Origin of the sequence: Microbacterium sp. LMC-P-041 (assembly GCF_030209555.1) — a bacterium.
GTDB lineage: Bacteria > Actinomycetota > Actinomycetes > Actinomycetales > Microbacteriaceae > Microbacterium.
Genome location: NZ_JARVRV010000001.1, coordinates 282,827 through 303,630 on the forward strand (window position 1 = coordinate 282,827; position 20,804 = coordinate 303,630).

Below are 20,804 nucleotides of genomic sequence, written 5' to 3' on the forward strand. Positions count from 1 at the left end.
GATGCGGCCCGGTCTCAGCCCGGTGTCAGCGCGGGAGCCGCCCCTCGTGGATCAGCGAGTCGGGGTCGGCGGCGGCCCTGATGGCGCGAAGGCGATCGATCGCCGTCGGGTCACCGCAGCGCTCGAGGGTCTCACCCGGACCCAGGAACGTCGGGATCGTGCACGGGGCGATCGCGTGCGCCAGCACCTCACGGAAGCCCGCCATGCTCGCCTCCCCCGGTTCGCTCGGCACCCCGGGGAAGACGGGCACCAGGGCGTGGAGCAGCCAGCCGACGCCCTGAAGTGTCGCGAATCCGGCGCGTCGAGGATCGTTCAGCGCGCCACCGAGCATCCGGATGTCGATGCCCATGATCGGCCACTGATCCGGCAGCTCGCGGAACCGCAAGAGATCGTCGATCGTCGCGTCGTCGAGCGACGAGAGCGCAGCAGAGACGCCTTTGCCCGGCGTCGGTTCGGTGGGTTCGCCGCTCGACGACGCGACGGTCTTCGGCGATGTGGCCCCCGACATCTCACGACGGACCGTGCCTGCTCGCCGCACCCGCTCGAACAGCTCATCGGCGGATCCGACCGTGGACAGCGCCCGCACGCTGAGGAAGCTGCGTCCGCGGATCTCCTCGGGAAGCTGCGGAGCGTCGGGCATACGCATCGAATTCACGAACACGTTGAGCGATGCCGGGGCCTCTGCGGACAGATCGCGGACGGCCCGCAGCACCGACCCGGCGTCTGCGGCGTCGAAAGTGAGTTCGGTTCCCCACAGCGACGGCGCGGGAACCAGGTCGATCTCGAGGGCCGTCACGATTCCGACGACGCCGCCCGCTCCGCGAAGCGCCCACATCATCTCCGGGTCGCTCTCGTCGTCGACCCGATCATGGGTCCCGTCGCTCCGCAGCACCCACGCGGCCCTGAGGTTGTCCGACCCGAGTCCTGCTGTGCGACTGAACCAGGAATGGCCGCCGCCCAGGGTGTACCCCGCGACGGCGACGACCGGGCTCGTGCCGGCAGGAGCCACCCAGCCCGTTCCTTCGAGCGCCTCGACGACGGCGCCCCAGCGGACTCCGCTGCCGATGCGGACCAACCCCGAACCGAGGTCGATCGACAGCTCGTCGAAGGCCGCCATTCGGACGATGACGGCGTCGGCCAGGTCTCCGCCGGCGCCGTGCCCGGTGGGCTGGACCGCGAGCGTCACGCCCGCGTCGCCCGCGGCGTCGAGAAGAGCGCGCAGATCGCGCAGATCGGCCGGTGCGGCCACGCCCGCCGGATGCTGTTCGATCGCCAGGTTCCACGGACGACGCGCCGCGTCGAAGGATTCGTCGCCGGGGAGGACGAGAGCGCCGCGCAGGGCATGCCGCGCGGATTCGAGGACAGAGCGAAGGGCCATGAGGTCACCGTACGACTCCCTTCGGACATCGTCTACGGCCTCATGGCCCTGCGCTCATTCCCGGTCGTGCCGGGGATCGATCACTCGCCGGCGAGACCGCCGAGCATGTGGCCGAACGAACGGCCCTCTCCGAGATACGTCGCCGGGTCGTACGGGTCGGCGGCCGCAGCCACCTCGCGCTTCGCGATCGCCTCAGCCAGCTCGCGAGCGCCCTTCTCGACGCGCTTGGCCAGAGGCGCGACGTCGTCGCCGCCCCCGCCCCAGTCGCTCGACGCCGCGAACACACCGGTCGAGACGGCGTCGGCATGCAGGTAGGCGAAGAGCGGACGGATGGCGTAGTCGATGGCGAGCGAGTGCCGAGCCGTGCCGGCGTTCGCTCCGATCAGCACCGGCTTGCCCGTGAGCGCGTCGGGATCGAGCACGTCGATGAACGACTTGAAGAGCCCGTTGTAGCTCGTCGAGAAGATCGGCGTGACGGCGATGAGCGCGTCCGCCGACACCACTGTGTTGATCGCGGTCTCGAGCGCGGGCGGTGCGAATCCGGTGAGCAGGTTGTTCGTGATGTCGTGGGCGTAGTCGCGCAGCTCGATCACGTCGACGCTCGCCTCGATGTCGTGCCCCGCGAGGGCCTTCACGGTCTCGGCCGCGAGGCGATCCGCGAGCATGCGCGTGGACGACGGGTTCGAGAGCCCGGCAGACACGACGGCGATACGACGAGTGGTCATCTCAGGGCCCCCTTCCGGCTGAGTCCGAACGCGGCTCCCGCCGGAGCGGGAGAGTCCTGATAGGGCGAATCCCCCGTCAGGTTGTCACCGCGGTTCGCACCCGGACGAGCCTGACGCGTCGGTCCGTCGCCGAACTCGGCCCTCACCCGTGCGGCATGGGTCGGAGCATCCGGCACGCCGGCCGGACGATCCTTCGCCAGCTCCTTGCGCAGCACGGGCACGACCTCGGAACCGAGGATGTCCAGCTGCTCGAGGACGGTCTTCAGCGGAAGGCCCGCGTGGTCGATCAGGAACAGCTGACGCTGGTAGTCGCCGTAGTGCTCGCGCATGGCGGCATAGCGGTCGATGACCTGCTGAGGCGAGCCCACCGTCAGCGGGGTCATCTCGGTGAAGTCCTCCATGCTCGGTCCGTGACCGTACACAGGGGCATTGTCGAAGTAGGGGCGGAACTGATTCACGGCATCCTGCGACTTCGCCGCCATGAACACCTGGCCACCGAGGCCGACGATCGCCTGTTCGGGTGTCCCGTGTCCGTAGTGCGCGTAGCGCTGGCGGTACAGCTCGATCAGGCGCTGGTAGTGCTCCTTGGGCCAGAAGATGTTGTTCGCGAAGAAGCCGTCGCCGTAGTACGCGGCCTGCTCGGCGATCTCCGGGGTGCGGATCGATCCGTGCCACACGAACGGCGCGACTCCGTCGAGCGGACGAGGCGTCGAGGTGAAGCCCTGCAGCGGGGTGCGGAACTTACCCTCCCAGTTCACGACGTCCTCACGCCACAGCTTGTGCAGCAGGGCGTAGTTCTCGATCGCGAGCGGAAGCCCCTGACGGATGTCCTGACCGAACCAGGGGTACACCGGACCCGTGTTGCCGCGGCCGAGCATGAGGTCCATGCGCCCGTCCGAGACGTGCTGCAGCATCGCGTATTCCTCGGCGATGCGCACCGGGTCGTTGGTCGTGATCAGGGTGGTCGACGTCGAGACGATCAGACGCTCGGTCTGAGCCGCGAGGGCGGCGAGGAACGTCGTGGGGCTCGAGGACCAGAACGGAGGGTTGTGGTGCTCGCCGATCGCGAAGACGTCGAGGCCGACCTCCTCGCTGTGCTTGGCGATCGGGAGGGTCGCCTTGATCCGCTCCTGCTCACTCGGCGTCTCGCCGGTGGTCGGGTCGCGGGTGATGTCGCTGACCGACATGATGCCGAACTGCACCGGGACGCCTGCCTGCTCACTCATGATTGCTCCGTCTTCTCCGAATCGGGTGCCCTGCATCCGGTTCTATTCATTTGAATGTATCTGAGTCAACGCGATGCGAGCAACTTTATTCCCCGAGTAGCCTCAGAGCATGCACAGCGACGGATCCGCCCTGACGAGCCCCGCCACCGGCCCCGTCCAGAAGCCCCGCAAGCGCGTGCCGTTCTGGGACAACGCGCGATATGCGTGCATCGTCCTCGTGGTGCTCGGCCACGCGATCCAGCGCCTCACCTACGACTCCGACATCGCGCTCGCGGCCTATCTCGCCCTCTACGCCTTCCACATGCCGGCGTTCGCGATCATCTCGGGCTACTTCTCGAAGTCCGGTTCCCCGACGCGTGTGCAGATGGCCAGGGTGATCACCGACATCCTGCTGCCCTACGTGATCTTCGAGTTCCTGTGGACCCTCACGAAATGGCTGGTCGAGGGTCAGGCCGACCCGAACTTCACCAAACCGTCCTGGACCCTCTGGTTCCTCCTGGCGCTCGGCATCTTCCGCCTCGTCCTCCCCTACCTCGCGCTGCTGCGGTGGCCGCTGCTGTGGACCGTCATCATCTCGATCGGCGTGGGCTATCTGCCCAACGTCGACAGCACGTTCTCGCTCTCGCGGACCCTGGGCCTTCTGCCCTTCTTCGCACTCGGCTGGTGGCTGCGCGAACGCGACGTCGTCACTCGCTTCCGCCTCCTCGAGATCCGCCCGTGGTGGATCCGCGTCGTCAGCGTCGTACTCCTCGCCGCGGCAGGATTCTCGGCCTGGCGGTGGATCGATGTCTGGAAGGAGCTCGATCTGCGCCACTGGTTGTTCTACGAGGACGCGTACGCGGACCTCGGCGGAGAGCAGTGGTGGGCCGGCGGAGTGCGCGTCGCACTCATGCTGATGGCAGTGATCCTGAGCGTCGCCTTCTTCGCCCTGATCCCCCGCGGAACCTACTGGTGGACGAAGTTCGGCCAGTACACGATGTACGTGTTCCTGCTCCACTCGTTCGTGCTGTACCCCTTCCGCGAGACCGGGGTGCTGCGCGACCTCGACCCGACGTGGCTGTGGCTGCCGCTCGTGACGCTGCTGTCGGTGGTGCTGGCTCTCGCGCTCGCCACCAAACCCGTGCGCTGGCTCTTCCGCCCGCTGGTGGAGCCCCGCCCGTCCTGGCTCTTCCGAGACCCCGAGCTGGCTCGACGCGAGGGCCACCGCAGCGACCCGACCGGCTCCCGTCGGCCCCGTCAGGGCGCAGCGGCTAGCCTGAAGGAGTGACGAGAGCCGAGATGATCCGCGACCGCCTCGTGGACCATGCGGACGCGTCGGGGTTCGGGGCTCACGGGCTCCACGTGCTCGTGGGCGACGACGTCGCCGAGCACCGGTGGACTGCCGACGTCCGCGAGGAGATCCACTCGGTTGCGAAGGGCGTGTGCGTCCTCGCGGCCGGAATCGCTGCAGCCGACGGTCTCATCTCGCTCGATGCCCCGATCGCAGAGTACGTGCCGGACCTCACCTTCGGAGACGGCGTCGAGCACCTCACGCTGCGACGACTGCTCTCGATGTCGAGCGGAGTCGATCTCGCCTGGTCGGAGACCATGATGACGGACTGGCCCGATCTCGCACGAGAGTTCCTCTCTCGCCCGTCTCGCGGTCACGTCTTCCAGTACTCCAACGCCAGCACGTACGCGGCGATGATGATCCTGGCCACGCGGACCGGTGACGTCGTCGAGTATCTGCGCCCCCGGCTGCTCGCGCCTCTGGGCTTCGACGACCTCGAGTGGGAGCGGTGCCCGCAGGGACGCATCGTCGCGGGAGGCGGCATCGCACTGCGCACGGAGGAGATGGCGCGCCTCGGTCGGCTGATCCGCGACCGTGGCGAATGGCAGGGCCGACGACTCGTGCCGACCGAGATCATCGACGCGATGCACTCCGACTGGGTGGTCGCCGGTGAGAATGCCGGTTACGAGCGCTATGCGCTCGCGGGGTGGGACGGCCCGGGCCAGGTGTGGCGCCTGCACGGGGCGTACGGACAACTGCTGATATTCGGTGAGGATGCCGTCGTCACGATCACAGCCGACGACCATTTCGGCGCGGATGCCTACGCGACGTTCGTCGCGGAGACGCTGTGCTCCTGACCCTCGACCGGCATCAGGCGAAGAGGTCGGCGCCGACGAACGAGCCCGGCTTCGAGCCTCCGGGGACCGCCCAGATCCCTGACCCGACATGCGTGACGTACTCGTTCATCCGATCCGTCGACAGCCGGCGCTGCAGCGAGACGAACTGAGCGGGATCCCGCTGGTACGACAGGAAGAAGAGCCCCGCGTCCAGCCGTCCGAGATCGTTGTTGCCGTTGACGTAGTTGAATCCTCGCCGCAGGATCCGGATGCCGTCGTTCTGGTCCGGATGCGCGAGACGCACGTGCGCGTTCTGATCGATGGCCGACGTACCGAAATCCGGCGCCGCGAACTCGTCGCCGCCGGAGAGCGGAGCGCCCTCGCCCTTGTCGCGCCCGATGATGGTGTTCTGCTCGGAGAGCCGCACGCGGTCCCAGGTCTCGATCCGCATCGCGATCTTGCGCGCCACGAGGTACGACCCGCCGACCATCCACTCGGGCCTGTCATCGGGGCCGAGCCACACGTTCTCGTCGAGGGCGACGGAGTCATCGGCGAGGATGTTCGCGGTCCCGTCCTTGAAGCCGAACAGGTTGCGGGGCGTCGCCTGCGCCGACGTCGTGCGGGACGTCTTGCCGAACCCGAGCTGGGACCAGCGCAGCTTGGCACGACCGAAGGCGATGCGGCTCAGGTTGCGGATCGCGTGCACGGCGACCTGGGGGTCGTCGGCGCACGCCTGGATGCACAGATCGCCGTGCGAGGTCTGCGGGTCGAGATCGTCGCCGAGGAAGGCGGGAAGCCTCTCGAGCCGCTCGGGACGCAGGGAGGCGATGCCGTACCGGTCGCCCTCGTCGTTCTCGAACAGGGTCGGGCCGAAGCCGAACGTGATCGTGAGGCCGGCTGCCGTCAGCCCGAGAGCCTCGCCCGTGTCATCCGGCGGCACCTCCGCATCGCCCCCGACAGCGCCGGTGGCACTCACCTCGAGCCCCTGCGTCATCCGCGAGGCGGCATACGTCCAATCCTGCAGCAGCGAGACCAGGTCTTCGCGGTCGGTGCGAGGCATCATGTCGAAGGAGGCGAAATGCAGATGCTCCTGCACGGGCGTCGTGATTCCCGCCTGATGGGCGCCGAAGAAGTCGTACGCACGCTGGGCGTCCGCTTCTGCTCTCGCGCGTCCGAGCGCGACTCCCCCCGACAGTCCGGCGCCGACTCCGACGGCGAGGGACGCGACGCCGCCGCCGAGTGCCAGTCCGAGGAGTCCGCGCCGGCTGAGACCCGTGGCCGAGGATGCCGCGGCCGCCGACTCCGGGAGGGAGTCGGCAGCTGCAGCGTCCTTCGCGCTGTCGTTCATGTGCGAGACCGTGTCCGTCGGATCAGTCGAGGACGGTGCCGGTGAGCTGCGAGAGCGGCTCTGCGAGGGCGTTGATGAGATCGGTGAACTCGCGCTTGTCCGCATCGGTGAGCTCGGCGTAGCCGACGAAGCCGTCGGAGAGCGAGCCGTGCGCCGCGAGGGATTCCTCGAGAGCGGAGTATCCGCCTTCGATCTCGGTCACGAGCTCCGCGCCTTCATCCCCCTGTGCCGTGGCGAAATCCTGAACGAGCGAGAACGCCATCTTCGACCCCTCGACGTTCGCGGCGAAGTCGTACAGGTCGGTGCCGGACCACCAGTCCTCCTCGCCGGAGATCTTGCCCGTCGCCACTTCGTCGAGCAGCGCGATCGCGCCGTTCGAGATGCCGCCGATCCCCTGGTCGTCGAGAGCCGCGGTGAAGTCGTCCGAGTGCACGTAGTCGTAGAGCTCCTGCACGTCGGCGATCAGCTGGTCGCCGTACTCGGCGCGCTCCTCCGTCGTCGACGGTGCCCAGTCCTGCCATGCGGGCGTCTCGCCGTCGGCGTTGAGGGCGTCCTGCGCCGGCACCCAGAGGTCCTTCTCGATGCGGTGGAAGCCCGTCCAGTCGAGGCCCTCCGCCACAGCGTCGACCTCGCGGTAGTCGATGCGGGGGTCGAGCGTCCCGAGCGCTTCGGCGACGGGCTCGATGCGCTCGTAGAACGCGCGCGTCTGGGGGAACAGCGCTCGCGCGGCCTCATCATCGCCGGACTCATAGGCGGTGACGAACTCGTCGACCGACGGAACCAGCTGACCGACCTGGTCCTTGACGAAGGCGGCGTAGAGGTCGACGGCCTGCTGCTTCTGATCGGCATCCTCGCCGTCGACCGCGACCCGGTCGCCGGTCACGGTGAACGCGGACTTGCCGACCCCCTCGCCGATCATGCCCGGCTTGCACAGCGTGAAGTAGTCCCCCGGCTGAGCCACCACCGTGAGGGTCCGCGACGCTGAGGGCGCGATGTTCTCGACCTCGCCGACGATGCGGAGGCCGTCTTCTGCGAGCAGATAGAACTCCGAGGTCTGCGCGCTGTCGTTCTTCACATCGAACGTGAGTGTGCCGCTCTTGGCGGTCGCAGCCGAGACGGCGCACGCCGAGTCGGTCGACGAGACGTCGAAGGATGCACCCGCGGCGACATCGCTCTTGGCGACGCACCCGCTGAGGACGAGTGCTGCCGCGCCTGCTGCGGCGACGGCACCGAGGATTCGGCGAGAGGTGGTCATGCTGCTCCTTGCTGGGTGAGAGTGGATGCCGACGTGTCCCGGCCAGGGGACGTCTGCACATGTGGGGAGGCGGACCGGCGTGACCGGAGCCCCCGGATGAAGAAGAGCCCGACGACGACGATGTACACGGTCCAAGCCGTGACCTGGAGCCACGTCATCCGTGGCATGAAGCCGACGGTCGCCTGCAGGATGGTCGCCCAGGCGCTGTCGGGCGCGATCACGTTCGTGACATCGAAGGCCCAGCCGAAGGGGAATGCCGCCCAGCCGAGAGCGACCGCCCCGGTGGCCGCGTCGATCGGTGCCGCTGCGGTGAACGGTCCCGGCAACGCGCCGGCCTCCTGGAGGTCCATGATCGCGTAGGCGAGCACCCCGGCTGCGACGATGACGAGGAACCCACTGGTCCATGTGAAGAACCGGCGAAGGTCGAGCCGGACGGCGCCGCGGGCGAGCGCCCAGCCGATCACCACGGCGGCGAGAAGCCCGAGCACCGCGCCGAGCAGCGCCGACGGAGCATCACCGAAGGACTGCACCATCGACCACAGCAGGAGAGTCGTCTCGATCCCCTCGCGTGCCACCGAGACGAAGCCGATCGCGATCAGCGCCCAGACGCCGCCCTGTGTGAGCGCGCGGTCGAGCCCGCCCTCGAGGGTCGCCTTCATCGTGCGCCCGGCCTTCTGCATCCAGAAGATCATCCAGGTCACCATGCCCACCGCGAGCAGCGACAGCAGTCCGCCGATCAGCTCCTGAGCTTCGAAGGTCAGCGAGTAGGCGCCGAAGGTCAGGACGGCCCCGATGCCGAGTGCGAGGGCGATCGCCAGGCCGACCCCCGCCCAGAGCCTGGGCAACGCGTCACCGCGACCGAGCCTGCGCAGGTAGGCGACGAGGATGCCGACGACGATCGCGGCTTCGAGGCCTTCACGAAGACCGATGAGAAAAGTGGCGAGCACGGAGGGAACTCTCTGGGAAAGACTGAGGTAAGGCATCCCTTACTTCAGAGACATTAGCACCCCTTCCGCTCGGGCCTCGCACACACGCGATCGCCTCTCGGTAATTCGGCGCAACACTGAACCGCACTCGCCCAGACCCGATCTACGCTCGGTGAATGGCTGATCTCTCGCTTCCCATCCTCGACCTGTCCCAGCTCGATGCCGGTCCCGAAGCCGCTGCTCGGTTCCGCGACGACCTTCGCGCGGCCACGCACGACGTGGGCTTCTTCTATCTCACCGGCACAGGCATCTCCCCCGAGCTGGAGGCGAGGTTGCACCGCGCGGCGCTCGATTTCTTCGCGCTGCCCGACGACGAGAAGCTCGCGATCGAGAACGTCAAGAGTCCTCATTTCCGCGGGTACACGCGGGTCGGCGGCGAGCGGACGCAGGGCAAGGTCGACTGGCGCGAGCAGATCGACATCGGCCCCGAGCGCGAGCCTGTCGAGGGCGGTCCGGCCTTCAATCGACTCGTCGGCCCGAACCTGTGGCCCGCCGCACAGCCCGAACTCAAAGCGGTGATCACCGAGTGGCACGACACGCTGACCGAGGTCGCCCGCAAGCTCCTGCGCGCCTGGGCCGTCACGCTCGGGGCGGACGAGTCGTACTTCGACGAGCCCTTCCGGGATCCGTCGACGTTGATCAAGATCGTCCGCTACCCCGGCACCCACGAACCCGAGCCGCAGCAGGGCGTCGGAGCGCACAAGGACTCCGGAGTGCTGACCCTGCTCTGGGTCGAGCCCGGCAAGGGCGGCCTGCAGGTCGAACGAGACGGCGAGTGGGTGTCAGCCCCGTCCGTCCCGGGCGCGTTCGTCGTCAACATCGGCGAGCTGCTGGAGTACGCGACCGGCGGCTACCTCAAGGCGACCAACCACCGCGTCATCTCCCCTCGGGCACCCGAAGAGCGCATCTCCATCCCGTTCTTCTTCAACCCCGCGCTCGATCAGCAGCTGCCGCTTCTCGAGCTTCCCGCAGATCTCGCCGCGGCGGCGACCGGCATCACCGAGGACCCGAGCAACCCCATCCATGCCACCTATGGCGAGAACGCCATGAAGTCGCGACTGCGTGCGCACCCCGACGTGGCTGCGATCCACCACCCCGACCTGGTCGGCACGAACCCCTGAGACGGGTCACAGCGCCGCGCCTCCTCCGAGCGCGACGATCTCGCGCAGGGCCTGGAGGTGCCCGTCGAAGGCTGCACGGCCGGCTGCGGTCGAACGGACCCACGTGCGAGGGCGACTGCCGAGGCTTCCCTTGCGCGCGACGACGTACCCCGCGGCCTGAAGGTGCGAGATGGCCTTGCTCAGCGGAGAGTCGCCGCACTGGAGGATCTCACGCAGCGTCGCGAAGTCGAGCTCGATGCCGTCACCGAGCGACGCGAGGACCGAGAAGCGGATCGGCGACGCGAAGTTGTCGTCGAGTCGGGTCCGCGGGTGCGGCACCGATGGGGTGTCAGTCACGGAGATCACGTCCGGGGACGAACGACACGGCGACGAACAGCGCGATGATGCCCAGGCCACCGACGAATCCGAGGCCGATCGGAACGCCGTCGAGCAGGACGAGCAGAGCCAGTGCACAGCCAGCAGCGGCGAAAGCGAGCTGGTGCGGCCAGCGCCACGAGGCGCCGACCGCAGGAAGGCCCATCTCACTGCGAGCGGCGACGAGCCAGACGAAGGTCATGAGCACGACGAGCAGAAGGAGCGTGCTCGCGAGCACCCCGTCTGGCGCGGAGCCGAGCATGGCCATCACTCCGAGAGCGACTCCCACGCAGATGGTTCCCCACCGCATCGCCCGTGGAAGCGGCTTCGGCATGGACCGCGGGGGGCGCGGGGCACCCGATGCCAGAGCGAGCTGAACTGCGCCGTAGCCACCGAATCCGACCAGCATGAGGACGGCCGGGATCCACACACCGATCTCCGGGAACCCGGGATAGAAGACAGCGAAGCCGAAGACGACGAGCACCACGACCGTCAGAGCACCGCCGGCCAGCAGAATGGGCCAGCGCGACCACGTCAGGCGCAGTTGCATTCCGCTCCGCTGAGCCATACCTGTGGAGAGCTGCCCCCACACGAGAAAACTGAAGACGAAGACCTGCGGCGTCACGCCGCCGTGACCACGTATCGCCGTAACCAGAGCGACGAGATACACCGCAGTAACGGCCGCATTGGCGATCTGCAGCCACGCAAGCGCCTGCCGGTCGACTACGCGCCCGCGCCGGTGCTTCACAGCATCCGCCTCGTCGAGGTAGCGCTGCGCGACGTCCGCACTGGGCGGCGCGATCGCCTCGTGCCCGTGGATCGGCTTCTGCTCCATCGCGTGACCCCCTTCGCTTTCCATCTGGAAAGCTCACTACTTTCCTAATGGAAAGCGTGCACGAGATCAACCCCCGAACATGACGAAGGCCGCCCCACACCTGGGGCGGCCTTCTCAAGAATGTTCTGCGCGATTGTACGCTGGCTCGCTCCGCGTTATCGGCGGAGACCCAGGCGTGCGATCAGCGAGCGGTAACGCTCGATGTCGACGCTCTGGAGGTAGCCGAGCAGACGACGGCGCTGACCCACGAGCAGGAACAGGCCACGACGCGAGTGGTGGTCGTGCTTGTGCTCCTTCAGGTGCTCCGTGAGGTCCTTGATGCGCTGCGTCAGCATCGCGGCCTGCACCTCGGGGGATCCGGTGTCACCGGGGTGCGTCGCGTACTCTTCGATGATCGCCTTCTTGACGTCTGCTTCCAGTGCCATAGATTCGATCCCCTCTCTGCTTGTTGCGCGGTGCCCGACGCCTGATGCGTGAGCTCTCTTTATCCGCGGCCGATCAAACGGCAACCTGAAGAGTCTACCAGGACTCGATGCCGCTGGGTGACCGTGCCCACGCCCGCCCGACGGCACCTCGGATACTCTCGAATCATGCATGACGGATACGCGGCGTGAGCGCTGCACGCAGCCATCTGATCGATCTCAGCCCCCTGCGGGCCAGCCCTGCGTTCGCACGCATGTGGATCGGTTCGGTGCTCGCGGGGATCGGCGGGCAGCTGACGATCGTCACGGTGATGCTGCACGTGTTCGCGCTCACCGGAAGCACCTTCGCGGTATCGATGATCGCGGTCGCCGGACTCGTCCCCATGATCCTCGCCGGCCTCTACGGCGGGATGCTCGCGGACGCGTTCGACCGCCGCCGCGTGGCGTTGGTCGCGGCCACGGTGACCTTCGCCTCGACCGCGTTGCTCGCCGCGCTCACCTGGACCGGTGCGGAGACGATCTGGTGGCTCTACGTGCTGAGCATCGTCAACTCCGCCGCGAACTCGGTCGGCATGGCCACCCGGACCGCGATCGTGCCACGGCTCATCCCCCGCGACAAGCTGGCCGCCGCGTCCGCGCTCAACGGAGTGGCGTTCGGCCTCACCGTGATGGCCGGCCCCGCGGTAGCCGGCATACTCGTCGCGCTGACAGGCTACGGGTGGACTTACACACTCGACGTCATCCTGATGCTGTCGATGTTCCTCGGCCTGTGGAGTCTCCCGCCGCTGCGGCCGGAAGGGGACATCGTGCGGCCGGGGTTCGCATCACTCGTGGACGGGTGGAGGTTCCTGCGCCGCGCGAACAACATCCGAATGCAATACGTGGTCGACATCATCGCCATGACATTCGGGCAGCCCCTCGTGCTCTTCCCTGCACTCGGCACCCTTCTGCTGGGCGGCGGAGCGGTGACCACCGGCATCCTCACCGCAGCCGTCGCCGCGGGCACATTCGCATCGAGCCTCTTCTCCGGTCGGGTCGTGCAGTACCGCTGGCACGGACGCGGCATCGAGCGCGCGGTCGAGGCCTATGGCGCGTCCATCCTGCTCTTCGGCGTGGTCCTGGTCATCGGAGCCGTCTCTGCCGGGGCGACCGAGGCGACGCCGAACGTCGGGCTGATCATCGCCTCGTGCATCGCGCTCGCGCTCTCCGGCGCATCCGACAACATCAGCTCGATCTATCGCAACACGATGATGCAGGCGGCCGTGCCCGACACCATGCGCGGTCGACTGCAGGGGGTCTTCATCATCGTGGTCGCCGGCGGCCCCCGGATCGGCGCCCTCTACGCGGGCACGCTCGCGACCTTCACGACCCTGTGGTTCCCGCCGCTGCTGGGCGGATTGCTGGTGATCACCCTGGTCGCCCTGCTCGCACGGCGCAGCCCGGGATTCCGCGGCTACGACGCAGAGAACCCCGAGCCTTGAGGGCCCGGGGTTCTCGAGATCAGGTGATCAGTCCTGCTGCAGAGCGCCCTGCAGGTCGAGGCTGATCGTGACGTCCTTGCCCACGAGCACGCCGCCGGTCTCGAGCGCGGCGTTCCACGTCAGGCCGAAGTCCTCGCGGTTGATGACCGTCTTGGCCGATGCGCCGGCCTTGTAGTTGCCCCACGGGTCGGAGCCGAAGCCACCGAAGTCGAGCTCGAAGCTGACGGGCTTGGTGATGCCGCGGATCGTCAGGTCGCCGTCGACGAAGAGCTCGCCGTCCTCGGCGCGCGCACCCGTCGACACGAACTCCATCGTGGGGAAGTTCTCGGTGTCGAAGAAGTCGCCGGAGCGCAGGTGCGTGTCGCGCCCCTCGTCCTTGGTGTCGATCGAGGTGACGTCGACGCTCGCCTCGACGCGGGCCTCGAGCGGGTTCTCGGGAGCGATCAGCGTCGCGCTCTTGACGCCGAACGTGCCGCGCACCTTCGAGATCATCATGTGGCGCACGCTGAACGTGACCTCGCTGTGCGACGGGTCGAGCACCCAGGTGCCGGGACGGTAGCCGGGAATGTCGATGTTGGTCATGGTTTCTCCTCTGGAGACATCAGCCGCATGTGTGCGGCAACGGATGAGGGGCCGTGTTCACGGCGTCACGCGTAACAACTTACATGCACATGCATGTATTCCCCTGAATGCGGATATTTCCTCGGGCGACGAAAAGGCGCCGAGCCCGCAGTGGGCCCGGCGCCTCCCGGCGTCGATCGGGTCAGCCGACGGCGACGAGATCGATGATGAAGATGAGGGTCTTGCCCGAGAGGAAGTGGCCTCCTCCGACCGGACCGTATGCGAGGTGCGGCGGGATGACGAGCTCGCGCCGTCCGCCTTCCTTCATGCCCGGGATGCCGTCCTGCCACCCCTGGATCAGGCCGCGAAGCGGGAACTGGATGGTCTCGCCGCGACCCCACGACGAGTCGAACTCCTCGCCCGATTCGAACTCGACACCGGCGTAGTGCACGGTGACCGTGTCGCCGGGCTTGGCCTCGGCTCCGTCTCCCTCGATGATGTCGCGGATCACGAGCTCCGCGGGGGCGGGTCCGGTGGGGGCGTCGAACTCAGGCTTTGTGCGATCAGTCATGTCCTCCATCAAACCCGAGTCGCCCGGCGCGGGTCAACGCGATCGCTCCGCTGAGGGCGAAACGGCGATGCCGCCCGTCGACTGCCCCCTAAGCCCTTGACACCCGCGCACACCGGGTGCACCCTGTTTACAGATCAACTCAGCGCCCGGTAGACATGCAGGCATCGCCGCAGCACCGGGCGCTGAGTCTTGGTACGGAACCTGCTTGACGGCTCGAGCATCATGACGCTTGCTGCTCCTGCGCGTAGGCGATCAGCATCGATGCGAGCTCTTCGGGCCGGCTGAGGGCGACACAGTGACTCCCCTCGATCTCGTCGGCGACGATGCCCAGGCGCTTCCGGGCGAGGTCGCGAAGGAATGCGGGCGGGAAGAATCTGTCCTCCGTGCAGACGACGAACCGAGTGGGAACAGAGGGCCAGGCCGTGAGCGGCCACGGGACGGCCATTGATGCGACCGACGGATGTGCTCTCTCCCGACCGATCGCCTCGTCGGCGAGCCCTCGCGGCACGTCGTGATAGAAGCCGATGTGCGGATCGTCGTTGCCGGTGAGGCCTCCGTCGCGGGCTGCCTGCGCCGCCACGGCATCCTCGAATCCGGTGTTGGACCACCACTCGTCCGGACGCTCCCCCGGGTCGGGAATCATCGCCGCCAGCATCACGAGCACGTCCGCCGCCAATCTCTCAGCGACGATCGGTGCGGTGAATCCCCCGAACGAATGGCCGACCACGACACCGCCCCGTCTCGCGTCTGCCGCGGCCACGACGGCATCCGCGTAGTCGGTGAGAGTGAGGGACTCGTCATCGCCCGGCAGGTCGGGTGCGATCACCTCATGTCCGCGCTCCCGCAGGACGGCGGCGAGCCGATGCCATGACCACCCCGTGTCTCCTGCTCCGTGCACGAGGATGAAGAGGGCCATGATCAGCGGGTCTCAGTAGGCCAGCAGAGCAGCCCGAGTGGCGCGGGTTCGGGCGAGCAGCGCCTGCTCGTCCGCCGGTGCCATAGGGTCGCGCCCCGTTATCGCGCGCTGGCGGACGGATGCCAGCATGGTGGCGTCCTTGATGAACTCGCGCATCAGCGGACGCCGATCGCCCCGAAGCTGCGACGCCCATGCCAGGCCGGTCTTGCGCCCGGCGGGAGTCGCGAGCATCGTGACCTCCTCGGGGGTGAACCACCCGGCGGCCGCGTAATCGCCCAGACGGGCCTTCGTGAGGCGAGACTCCTCGCGCCTCAACGCGATGATCCCCACGATGAACCCCACGAACAGCGGCACCTGGAGGACGAAGTAGAGGAGGAAGAAGTTCGCGAAGGACGATCCGTTCCACAGGCCGTGGAGCACCATCGCCCCCAGCATCCCGAGCAGACCGAACCCGAGTGCGGCCCCTGTCGACGCGTGCCGTCGAGCGGCCAGGCCGATGGCGAGACCCGTCAGCGATGTGAACATCGCGTGGGCGAAGGGCGACATGATCGCCCGGAGGATGAAGGTCACCGTCAGCTGCTCGCCGCCGCCCTCGATGAGGCTGATCGCGAAGTACTGGATGTTCTCGGTGAACGCGAAGCCGGCACCGACCAGCGCCCCGTAGACGACCCCGTCGACCGGACCGTCGAACGAGCGACGCGCGATGAGGAAGATCAGGAAGACTCCGAAACCCTTCCAGAACTCCTCGACGATCGGCGCCTGGATGACGGCGCCCGCCACTTCTCCCCGGAACCCCAGGAGCGCGGTCAGCCCGAGGTCGACGAGGAGCGTGAGTCCCACGGCGGCGATCGCACCCCAGGCGATCGCGAAGAACACCAGCGACTTGGGCTCGGGTTCCCACCGGTCGATCATACGGACGACGAAGAAGACGATGGCGAGCGGGACGAGCGCGAGGACGAGGCCGATGATCGATGCGAGCGGACCCAGGAACAGACCGAAGTAGGCGATGAGCCCGAGCATCAGCAGACCGAGGAAGCCGAACAGCGCGAACAGCGCGACGCGTCCGCCTCGGCGTGCCGCCGGCAGGGCAGGAAGACCGGGGGCAGGCGAGGGTGCGGCCGGAGCGGGAGGCGAATACGGGGTCGGCTGCGCGAGGACCGAGGCGTACTGAGGACGCTGGGAGAACTGCGGCGGGGCGTAGTTCGACTGCGCGTACTGCTGCGCCGAATACTGCGGGGGCTGCGCAGCATACTGCTGGGGATACGTCGGCGGCTGCTGGGGATACGTCGGCGGCTGCTGCTGCGCGGGCGGCGGCGTGTACGGCGATGGCTGGGACGGTCCTCCGGAACTCATAGCCAAAGCATATGGCGAACAACCAACTTCGCCCGGGTCTGGCGACTTCCTCCAGGCAATCGAGCCGAGCAGCGGATAGCGTAGGAGCATGCGGTTCGCTCATCTGCGTCGTGCCGACTCTCCTGCTGCGCATCTCGCAGTGGTGGAGGGTGCCGATGCCATCCTCGTCTCCGATCTCCTTCCCGACCCCCCTGCGACGCTTCAGCAGCTGATCGAAGGGGGCGAGCAGACGCTCACCGCTCTTCGCTCGGCCCTCGACGGCGATGCTCCGCGGCACCCGCTCGACGGGTGGAGCTTCGCCTCAGCGGTCATCGCTCCCCCGGCGGTCCTCGCGGTCGGCCTCAACTACGCGGCTCACTCGAGCGAGCTCGGTCTGAAGACCGACGCCGCTCCGACCGTGTTCACCCTGTGGCCGAACTCGCTGACAGGCCACGAGCAGACGACGTCGTGGCCGCGTTCGCTGAGCGAGGCTGTGGACTACGAGGCGGAGCTCGGTGTGCTGATCGGCACCCCGGCGAAGGATGTCGCAGAGGCCGACGCGCTCTCGCACGTCTGGGGCTACACCGTCGTGAACGACATCACCGCGCGGAACGTCCAGTTCTCTGAAGCGCAGTGGTCACGGTGCAAGTCGTTCGACGGCTTCACCCCGACCGGTCCCTTCGCCGTCACGGCCGACGAGGTCGCCGACCCGCAGGACCTGCACATCTGGGCGATCGTCGACGGCCAGACCGTCCAGGACGCGAGCACGGATCAGATGGTGCGCTCGGTCGCGAAGCTCATCGCGCATCTCTCGCAGTCCCTGACGCTGCTTCCCGGCACTCTGATCTCCACCGGGAGCCCCGGCGGTGCCGGATACTCTCGAGACCCCCAGATCTTCCTCCGGGATCGTTCGACGGTGACGGTCGGCATCGACGGCATCGGCGAGCTCACCACCCACTGTCGCGTGCTGGACTGATCACCCGCTCACTCTGTGACACACGGAAGGGCCCCGGCGAGATGTCGCCGGGGCCCTTCCGTGTGCTCGGAGTCAGATCTCGATGAGGTCCTCGGACCCGATCACCGGGATCGCGGCCGTGATGGCCTCGAGTCCCGACAGACGCGCGGGCGACAACTGCTTGATGACCTCTTCGCGAGACATCAGTCCGGCTTCGACGACCAGGTCGGCGACGTTCCTGTTCGTCAGCAGCGCGGTCTTGGCCAGCGCGGCCGCGGCGGCGTATCCGATGAACGGCGTGAGTGCTGTGATGACGCCGACCGAAGCGCCGACCATGGCGCCGAGGCGGTCTCGGTTCGCGGTGATGCCGTCGACGCAGTTGACGCGCAGCGTCCACATCGCCTGTCGCATCCAGGTGATGGACTGGAAGATCGAGTGGGCGATCACAGGCTCGAATGCGTTGAGCTGGAGCTGCCCGGCCTCGGCCGCCATCGTCACCGTCATGTCCGCGCCGGCGACCGCGAACGCCACCTGGTTGACGACCTCCGGGATCACCGGGTTCACCTTGCCCGGCATGATGCTGGAACCGGCCTGCATCGCCGGCAGGTTGATCTCGCCGAAGCCCGCCTGCGGACCCGACGACAGCAGTCGCAGGTCGTTGCAGATCTTCGACAGCTTCATGGCGTTGCGCTTCAGGGTCGACGAGAACGACATGAACGAGCCGGTGTCGCTGGTCGCCTCGACGAGGTCGCCGGCCGTCACCAGGTCGAGTCCGGTGATCTCGCGCAGATGCTTCAGCACAGCGGGTGCGTAGTCGACGTGCGTGGTGATCCCGGTGCCGATGGCGGTCGCACCCATGTTGATCTCGAACATCAGCGAGGCGTTCTCGGTGAGGCGCGTGTGATCGTAGCCGAGGGTCGAAGCGAAGCCGTGGAACTCCTGACCCAGAGTCATGGGCACGGCGTCCTGCAGCTGCGTGCGTCCGACCTTGAGCACATCGTGGAACTCGTGCGACTTGTGCAGGAACGAGATGCGCAGCAGATCGAGCTCTTCGAGCAGCGAGCGGAGTGTCAGAGAGAGACCGATCTTGACCGCCGTCGGGTAGACGTCGTTGGTCGACTGACTGCGGTTCGTGTGATCGATCGGCGAGAGGAACGCGTAGTCGCCCTTCTCGCGTCCGGCGAGCTCGAGGGCGATGTTGGTGATGACCTCGTTGGCGTTCATGTTCGTCGACGTGCCGGCACCGCCCTGGATCACACCGACGGTGAACTGATCGTGGAACTCTCCGTCGATGACACGCTGGGCGGCCCGATCGATCAGGTCCGCACGCTCGGGGTCGAGGACGCCGATCTCGCGGTTCGCTCTGGCGCTGGCCTGCTTGACCATCGCGAGTGCGACGACGAGGTCCGGATAGACCGAGATCGGACGCTTGGTGATCGGGAAGTTCGCGTCGGCGCGGGCGGTGTGGATCCCCCAGTACGCGTCGGCGGGAATCTCCATGCTCCCGAGCGAATCGGTCTCGGTGCGGGTGGGGGCAGGCGCGGCAGAAGCCATGTCACATCCTTGTGGGTAGTGGCGAGCGTGTGGTGCGGGGGATGCATCCAGTCTACGCCTGCGTGCATGCACGGCCAGGGATACGACGGCGGGTCAGCGTTTGCGAGAGAAAGCCTCGAGACGCTCTGCCGGGCTGAGACGGGCCATTCTCTCCAGCCACGCCATCGAGAAGTGATCGCCGGTCCTCGCGTCGGTCACGGGCACCACGGTGTGGGTGATCGTCTCGGGTCGTACATGCACGATCTGGAACGCCTGCGCCGCATCCATGCCGTTCACATCGGCGGCCGGACGAGCGACATTCATCGTGTAGCAGGTCGCCGAGGACACGCTGACAGGCACTCCCGCGAAGGTGCCGTGCGACGAGTAATGCAGGTGGCCGGCGAGGATACCGCGCACGTCCGTGTCACGAATGACCTCCGCGAGTTCGTCCTGGTGCCGCAGCTCGAGTATGTCGAAGAGCGGAAGGTGGCTCGGGAGCGGCGGGTGGTGCATCGCGAGCAGCGTGCCGTGCGGCGCCGGTTGCTTCAGGATCTCCGCCAGCCATGAGAGCTGGCCGGGGTCCAGGTCGCCGTGATGCCATCCGGGCACACTCGTGTCGAGGGCGATCAGGCGCAGACCGTCGAGGTCCCATTCGCCCGTCACGGGCTCCTCCGTCGCGGGCAGGTCGAGCAGCCCCTCGCGCAGCGCCGGCCGCTCGTCGTGGTTGCCGGCAACCCAGACGACGGTCGTCCCCAGCTCCTGCGCCACGGGCTCGACGGCGCGGCGGAGACGGCGATACGCATCCGGCTCCCCCAGGTCGGCCAGGTCGCCGGTGATGACGATCGCCGACGGGTGCGGGTGCACGGCCCTGATCGCCTCAAGGGTGCGAGCGAAGTTCGACTCGACGTCGTATCGTCCGCCGAGCCGCGCTCCACCCGCGAGGAAGTGCGGGTCGCTCACATGGATGATGACGTGCGAGGCTGGATCATGGCGACCGAAGACGAAGCCGCTGTCGGAAGGCGCTGACATGGTCTCAGCCTAGGCCGCGGCGCGACACCGGACGGGCGACGACTCCACGGCAGCTGTAGTAGTCGCGATACAGTGCTCGGATGGCGAAGAACGAGACACGGCGACGGATCATCGCGGATGCAGGGCTGACCGTTCTGGCGACCGATGGCTCTCGCGGTCTCACCCACCGAGCCGTGGACATCGTCGCGGCCGTGCCGGTGGGCACCACCTCGAACTACTTCCGTAGCCGAGAGGCACTCATCGCGGGCCTCGTCGATCGGATCGGCGAGCGTCTCGCCCCCAGCGACGACGACCTCGCACGGCGGTCATCGGAGGAGCCGAGCAGAGAGCTCTTCGCCGAGTACGTCCGCGACATCGTGCGTCGCCTCACCGACGACCGCGACGTCACACTCGCACTGTTCGAGCTGCGGCTCGAGAGCAGCCGCCGCCCCGAGGTCGGCGCCCTTCTCGGCGCGTGGCAGCGAGCGGGGTTCGACGCGGACGTCGCTTTCAACGCGGGAGCGGGCCTTCCGGGTGGTCGCCGAGAGATCGCGCTCTTCCACTATGCGATCGACGGCCTGCTGCTCGATCGGCTCACGACCCCGATCGATCCGGACACCACCACCGACGAGATCGTCGACGACCTCGTCGCGGGTCTCCTCCGCTGACGCCCTCCTGGGCAGGACTCGTC

General features: G+C 67.7%; 21 protein-coding genes. 6 read left to right on the forward strand and 15 right to left on the reverse strand.

Annotation, left to right across the window (positions count from 1 at the left end; genetic code table 11):
* Positions 1-25: 25 nt before the first annotated feature.
* The 3 genes from QRN21_RS01430 to QRN21_RS01440 all read right to left on the reverse strand — a co-directional run bounded on the left by QRN21_RS01430 (position 26) and on the right by QRN21_RS01440 (position 3,329).
* Positions 26-1,378, reverse strand: a complete 1,353-nt coding sequence (locus QRN21_RS01430) for an FAD-binding oxidoreductase (protein ID WP_285362969.1) — start codon at positions 1,376-1,378, stop codon at positions 26-28.
* Positions 1,379-1,458: 80 nt separating this feature from the next.
* Positions 1,459-2,103 (reverse strand): FMN reductase, encoded by a 645-nt coding sequence (locus tag QRN21_RS01435; protein WP_053095813.1) that lies wholly within the window; start codon positions 2,101-2,103, stop codon positions 1,459-1,461.
* The gene (locus QRN21_RS01440) at positions 2,100-3,329 is read right to left on the reverse strand and encodes an LLM class flavin-dependent oxidoreductase (RefSeq protein WP_285362970.1); all 1,230 of its coding nucleotides are present in this window, start codon (positions 3,327-3,329) and stop codon (positions 2,100-2,102) included. Before QRN21_RS01440 ends, QRN21_RS01435 begins: the two co-directional genes overlap by 4 nt.
* Before the next feature lie 109 nt (positions 3,330-3,438).
* Here QRN21_RS01440 and QRN21_RS01445 point away from each other — a divergent pair, with 109 nt between their 5' ends.
* Positions 3,439-4,596, forward strand: a complete 1,158-nt coding sequence (locus tag QRN21_RS01445) for an acyltransferase family protein (protein ID WP_285362971.1) — start codon at positions 3,439-3,441, stop codon at positions 4,594-4,596.
* Positions 4,593-5,456, forward strand: coding sequence for a serine hydrolase domain-containing protein (locus QRN21_RS01450; protein WP_285362972.1), 864 nt, complete (start codon positions 4,593-4,595; stop codon positions 5,454-5,456). The genes QRN21_RS01445 and QRN21_RS01450 overlap by 4 nt, the downstream gene beginning before the upstream one ends.
* A gap of 13 nt (positions 5,457-5,469) precedes the next feature.
* Here the strand turns inward: QRN21_RS01450 and efeB are convergent, their stop codons facing one another.
* From efeB to efeU, 3 genes are read right to left on the reverse strand one after another with little or no spacing between them, the layout of a single operon-like run.
* Positions 5,470-6,783 (reverse strand): iron uptake transporter deferrochelatase/peroxidase subunit, encoded by a 1,314-nt coding sequence (gene efeB / locus QRN21_RS01455; protein ID WP_053095810.1) that lies wholly within the window; start codon positions 6,781-6,783, stop codon positions 5,470-5,472.
* 22 nt (positions 6,784-6,805) lie between these two features.
* Entirely contained in the window at positions 6,806-8,038 is a 1,233-nt protein-coding gene (gene efeO, locus QRN21_RS01460; RefSeq protein WP_285362973.1) for an iron uptake system protein EfeO, read from the reverse strand.
* Entirely contained in the window at positions 8,035-8,985 is a 951-nt protein-coding gene (efeU, locus tag QRN21_RS01465) for an iron uptake transporter permease EfeU (protein ID WP_285362974.1), read from the reverse strand. Before efeU ends, efeO begins: the two co-directional genes overlap by 4 nt.
* 155 nt (positions 8,986-9,140) lie before the next feature.
* On the opposite strand from efeU, the gene QRN21_RS01470 reads away from it, so the two are divergent.
* Positions 9,141-10,145 (forward strand): isopenicillin N synthase family dioxygenase, encoded by a 1,005-nt coding sequence (locus QRN21_RS01470; protein ID WP_285362975.1) that lies wholly within the window; start codon positions 9,141-9,143, stop codon positions 10,143-10,145.
* Between the two features lie 6 nt (positions 10,146-10,151).
* On the opposite strand, the gene QRN21_RS01475 is transcribed toward QRN21_RS01470, so the two are convergent.
* From QRN21_RS01475 to rpsO, 3 genes are all read right to left on the reverse strand, one after another.
* Positions 10,152-10,481, reverse strand: coding sequence for a transcriptional regulator (locus QRN21_RS01475; protein WP_082586569.1), 330 nt, complete (start codon positions 10,479-10,481; stop codon positions 10,152-10,154).
* Complete coding sequence (locus QRN21_RS01480) at positions 10,474-11,334, reverse strand: hypothetical protein (protein ID WP_285362976.1); 861 nt, start codon at positions 11,332-11,334, stop codon at positions 10,474-10,476. The genes QRN21_RS01475 and QRN21_RS01480 overlap by 8 nt, the downstream gene beginning before the upstream one ends.
* A gap of 155 nt (positions 11,335-11,489) precedes the next feature.
* Positions 11,490-11,759 carry a 30S ribosomal protein S15 gene (rpsO, locus tag QRN21_RS01485; RefSeq protein ID WP_017203073.1) on the reverse strand — a complete coding sequence of 90 codons (270 nt, stop codon included), beginning with the start codon at positions 11,757-11,759 and terminating at the stop codon, positions 11,490-11,492.
* A 185-nt stretch (positions 11,760-11,944) separates the two neighbouring features.
* Between rpsO and QRN21_RS01490 the strand changes: the two genes are divergently transcribed.
* Positions 11,945-13,237 (forward strand): MFS transporter, encoded by a 1,293-nt coding sequence (locus QRN21_RS01490; protein WP_230100576.1) that lies wholly within the window; start codon positions 11,945-11,947, stop codon positions 13,235-13,237.
* Positions 13,238-13,264: 27 nt separating this feature from the next.
* Here QRN21_RS01490 and QRN21_RS01495 read toward each other — a convergent pair whose 3' ends face one another.
* The 4 genes from QRN21_RS01495 to QRN21_RS01510 form a co-directional block, all read right to left on the reverse strand.
* The gene (locus QRN21_RS01495; RefSeq protein ID WP_285362977.1) at positions 13,265-13,819 is read right to left on the reverse strand and encodes a YceI family protein; all 555 of its coding nucleotides are present in this window, start codon (positions 13,817-13,819) and stop codon (positions 13,265-13,267) included.
* A 181-nt stretch (positions 13,820-14,000) separates the two neighbouring features.
* Complete coding sequence (locus tag QRN21_RS01500; RefSeq protein WP_053095804.1) at positions 14,001-14,369, reverse strand: FKBP-type peptidyl-prolyl cis-trans isomerase; 369 nt, start codon at positions 14,367-14,369, stop codon at positions 14,001-14,003.
* 220 nt (positions 14,370-14,589) lie between these two features.
* Positions 14,590-15,285: an alpha/beta fold hydrolase gene (locus tag QRN21_RS01505; protein WP_285362978.1), complete on the reverse strand. Its 696-nt coding sequence runs from the start codon at positions 15,283-15,285 to the stop codon at positions 14,590-14,592.
* Between the two features lie 12 nt (positions 15,286-15,297).
* A complete protein-coding gene (locus tag QRN21_RS01510) occupies positions 15,298-16,638 on the reverse strand; it encodes a PrsW family intramembrane metalloprotease (protein ID WP_083569320.1) in 1,341 nt (446 codons plus the stop codon).
* 88 nt (positions 16,639-16,726) lie between these two features.
* Here QRN21_RS01510 and QRN21_RS01515 point away from each other — a divergent pair, with 88 nt between their 5' ends.
* Positions 16,727-17,593 carry a fumarylacetoacetate hydrolase family protein gene (locus tag QRN21_RS01515; RefSeq protein ID WP_053095802.1) on the forward strand — a complete coding sequence of 289 codons (867 nt, stop codon included), beginning with the start codon at positions 16,727-16,729 and terminating at the stop codon, positions 17,591-17,593.
* 72 nt (positions 17,594-17,665) lie between these two features.
* Here the strand turns inward: QRN21_RS01515 and QRN21_RS01520 are convergent, their stop codons facing one another.
* Both QRN21_RS01520 and QRN21_RS01525 read right to left on the reverse strand, forming a co-directional pair.
* Complete coding sequence (locus QRN21_RS01520) at positions 17,666-19,126, reverse strand: aspartate ammonia-lyase (RefSeq protein WP_053095801.1); 1,461 nt, start codon at positions 19,124-19,126, stop codon at positions 17,666-17,668.
* 93 nt (positions 19,127-19,219) lie between these two features.
* Positions 19,220-20,134, reverse strand: coding sequence for a metallophosphoesterase (locus tag QRN21_RS01525; protein WP_285362979.1), 915 nt, complete (start codon positions 20,132-20,134; stop codon positions 19,220-19,222).
* Positions 20,135-20,214: 80 nt separating this feature from the next.
* Between QRN21_RS01525 and QRN21_RS01530 the strand changes: the two genes are divergently transcribed.
* On the forward strand, positions 20,215-20,781 hold the full coding sequence (locus tag QRN21_RS01530; protein WP_285362980.1) for a TetR/AcrR family transcriptional regulator: 567 nt from the start codon (positions 20,215-20,217) through the stop codon (positions 20,779-20,781).
* Positions 20,782-20,804 lie beyond the last annotated feature (23 nt).

Coding starts and splice junctions, on each gene's coding strand:
- QRN21_RS01430 (WP_285362969.1), bottom strand. CDS start 1,378: ATGGCCCTTCGCTCTGTCCTCGAATCCGCGCGGCATGCCCTGCGCGGC.
- QRN21_RS01435 (WP_053095813.1), bottom strand. CDS start 2,103: ATGACCACTCGTCGTATCGCCGTCGTGTCTGCCGGGCTCTCGAACCCG.
- QRN21_RS01440 (WP_285362970.1), bottom strand. CDS start 3,329: ATGAGTGAGCAGGCAGGCGTCCCGGTGCAGTTCGGCATCATGTCGGTC.
- QRN21_RS01445 (WP_285362971.1), top strand. CDS start 3,439: ATGCACAGCGACGGATCCGCCCTGACGAGCCCCGCCACCGGCCCCGTC.
- efeB (WP_053095810.1), bottom strand. CDS start 6,783: ATGAACGACAGCGCGAAGGACGCTGCAGCTGCCGACTCCCTCCCGGAG.
- efeO (WP_285362973.1), bottom strand. CDS start 8,038: ATGACCACCTCTCGCCGAATCCTCGGTGCCGTCGCCGCAGCAGGCGCG.
- QRN21_RS01470 (WP_285362975.1), top strand. CDS start 9,141: ATGGCTGATCTCTCGCTTCCCATCCTCGACCTGTCCCAGCTCGATGCC.
- QRN21_RS01480 (WP_285362976.1), bottom strand. CDS start 11,334: ATGGAGCAGAAGCCGATCCACGGGCACGAGGCGATCGCGCCGCCCAGT.
- rpsO (WP_017203073.1), bottom strand. CDS start 11,759: ATGGCACTGGAAGCAGACGTCAAGAAGGCGATCATCGAAGAGTACGCG.
- QRN21_RS01495 (WP_285362977.1), bottom strand. CDS start 13,819: ATGACCAACATCGACATTCCCGGCTACCGTCCCGGCACCTGGGTGCTC.
- QRN21_RS01500 (WP_053095804.1), bottom strand. CDS start 14,369: ATGACTGATCGCACAAAGCCTGAGTTCGACGCCCCCACCGGACCCGCC.
- QRN21_RS01505 (WP_285362978.1), bottom strand. CDS start 15,285: ATGGCCCTCTTCATCCTCGTGCACGGAGCAGGAGACACGGGGTGGTCA.
- QRN21_RS01510 (WP_083569320.1), bottom strand. CDS start 16,638: ATGAGTTCCGGAGGACCGTCCCAGCCATCGCCGTACACGCCGCCGCCC.
- QRN21_RS01515 (WP_053095802.1), top strand. CDS start 16,727: ATGCGGTTCGCTCATCTGCGTCGTGCCGACTCTCCTGCTGCGCATCTC.
- QRN21_RS01520 (WP_053095801.1), bottom strand. CDS start 19,126: ATGGCTTCTGCCGCGCCTGCCCCCACCCGCACCGAGACCGATTCGCTC.
- QRN21_RS01525 (WP_285362979.1), bottom strand. CDS start 20,134: ATGTCAGCGCCTTCCGACAGCGGCTTCGTCTTCGGTCGCCATGATCCA.
- QRN21_RS01530 (WP_285362980.1), top strand. CDS start 20,215: ATGGCGAAGAACGAGACACGGCGACGGATCATCGCGGATGCAGGGCTG.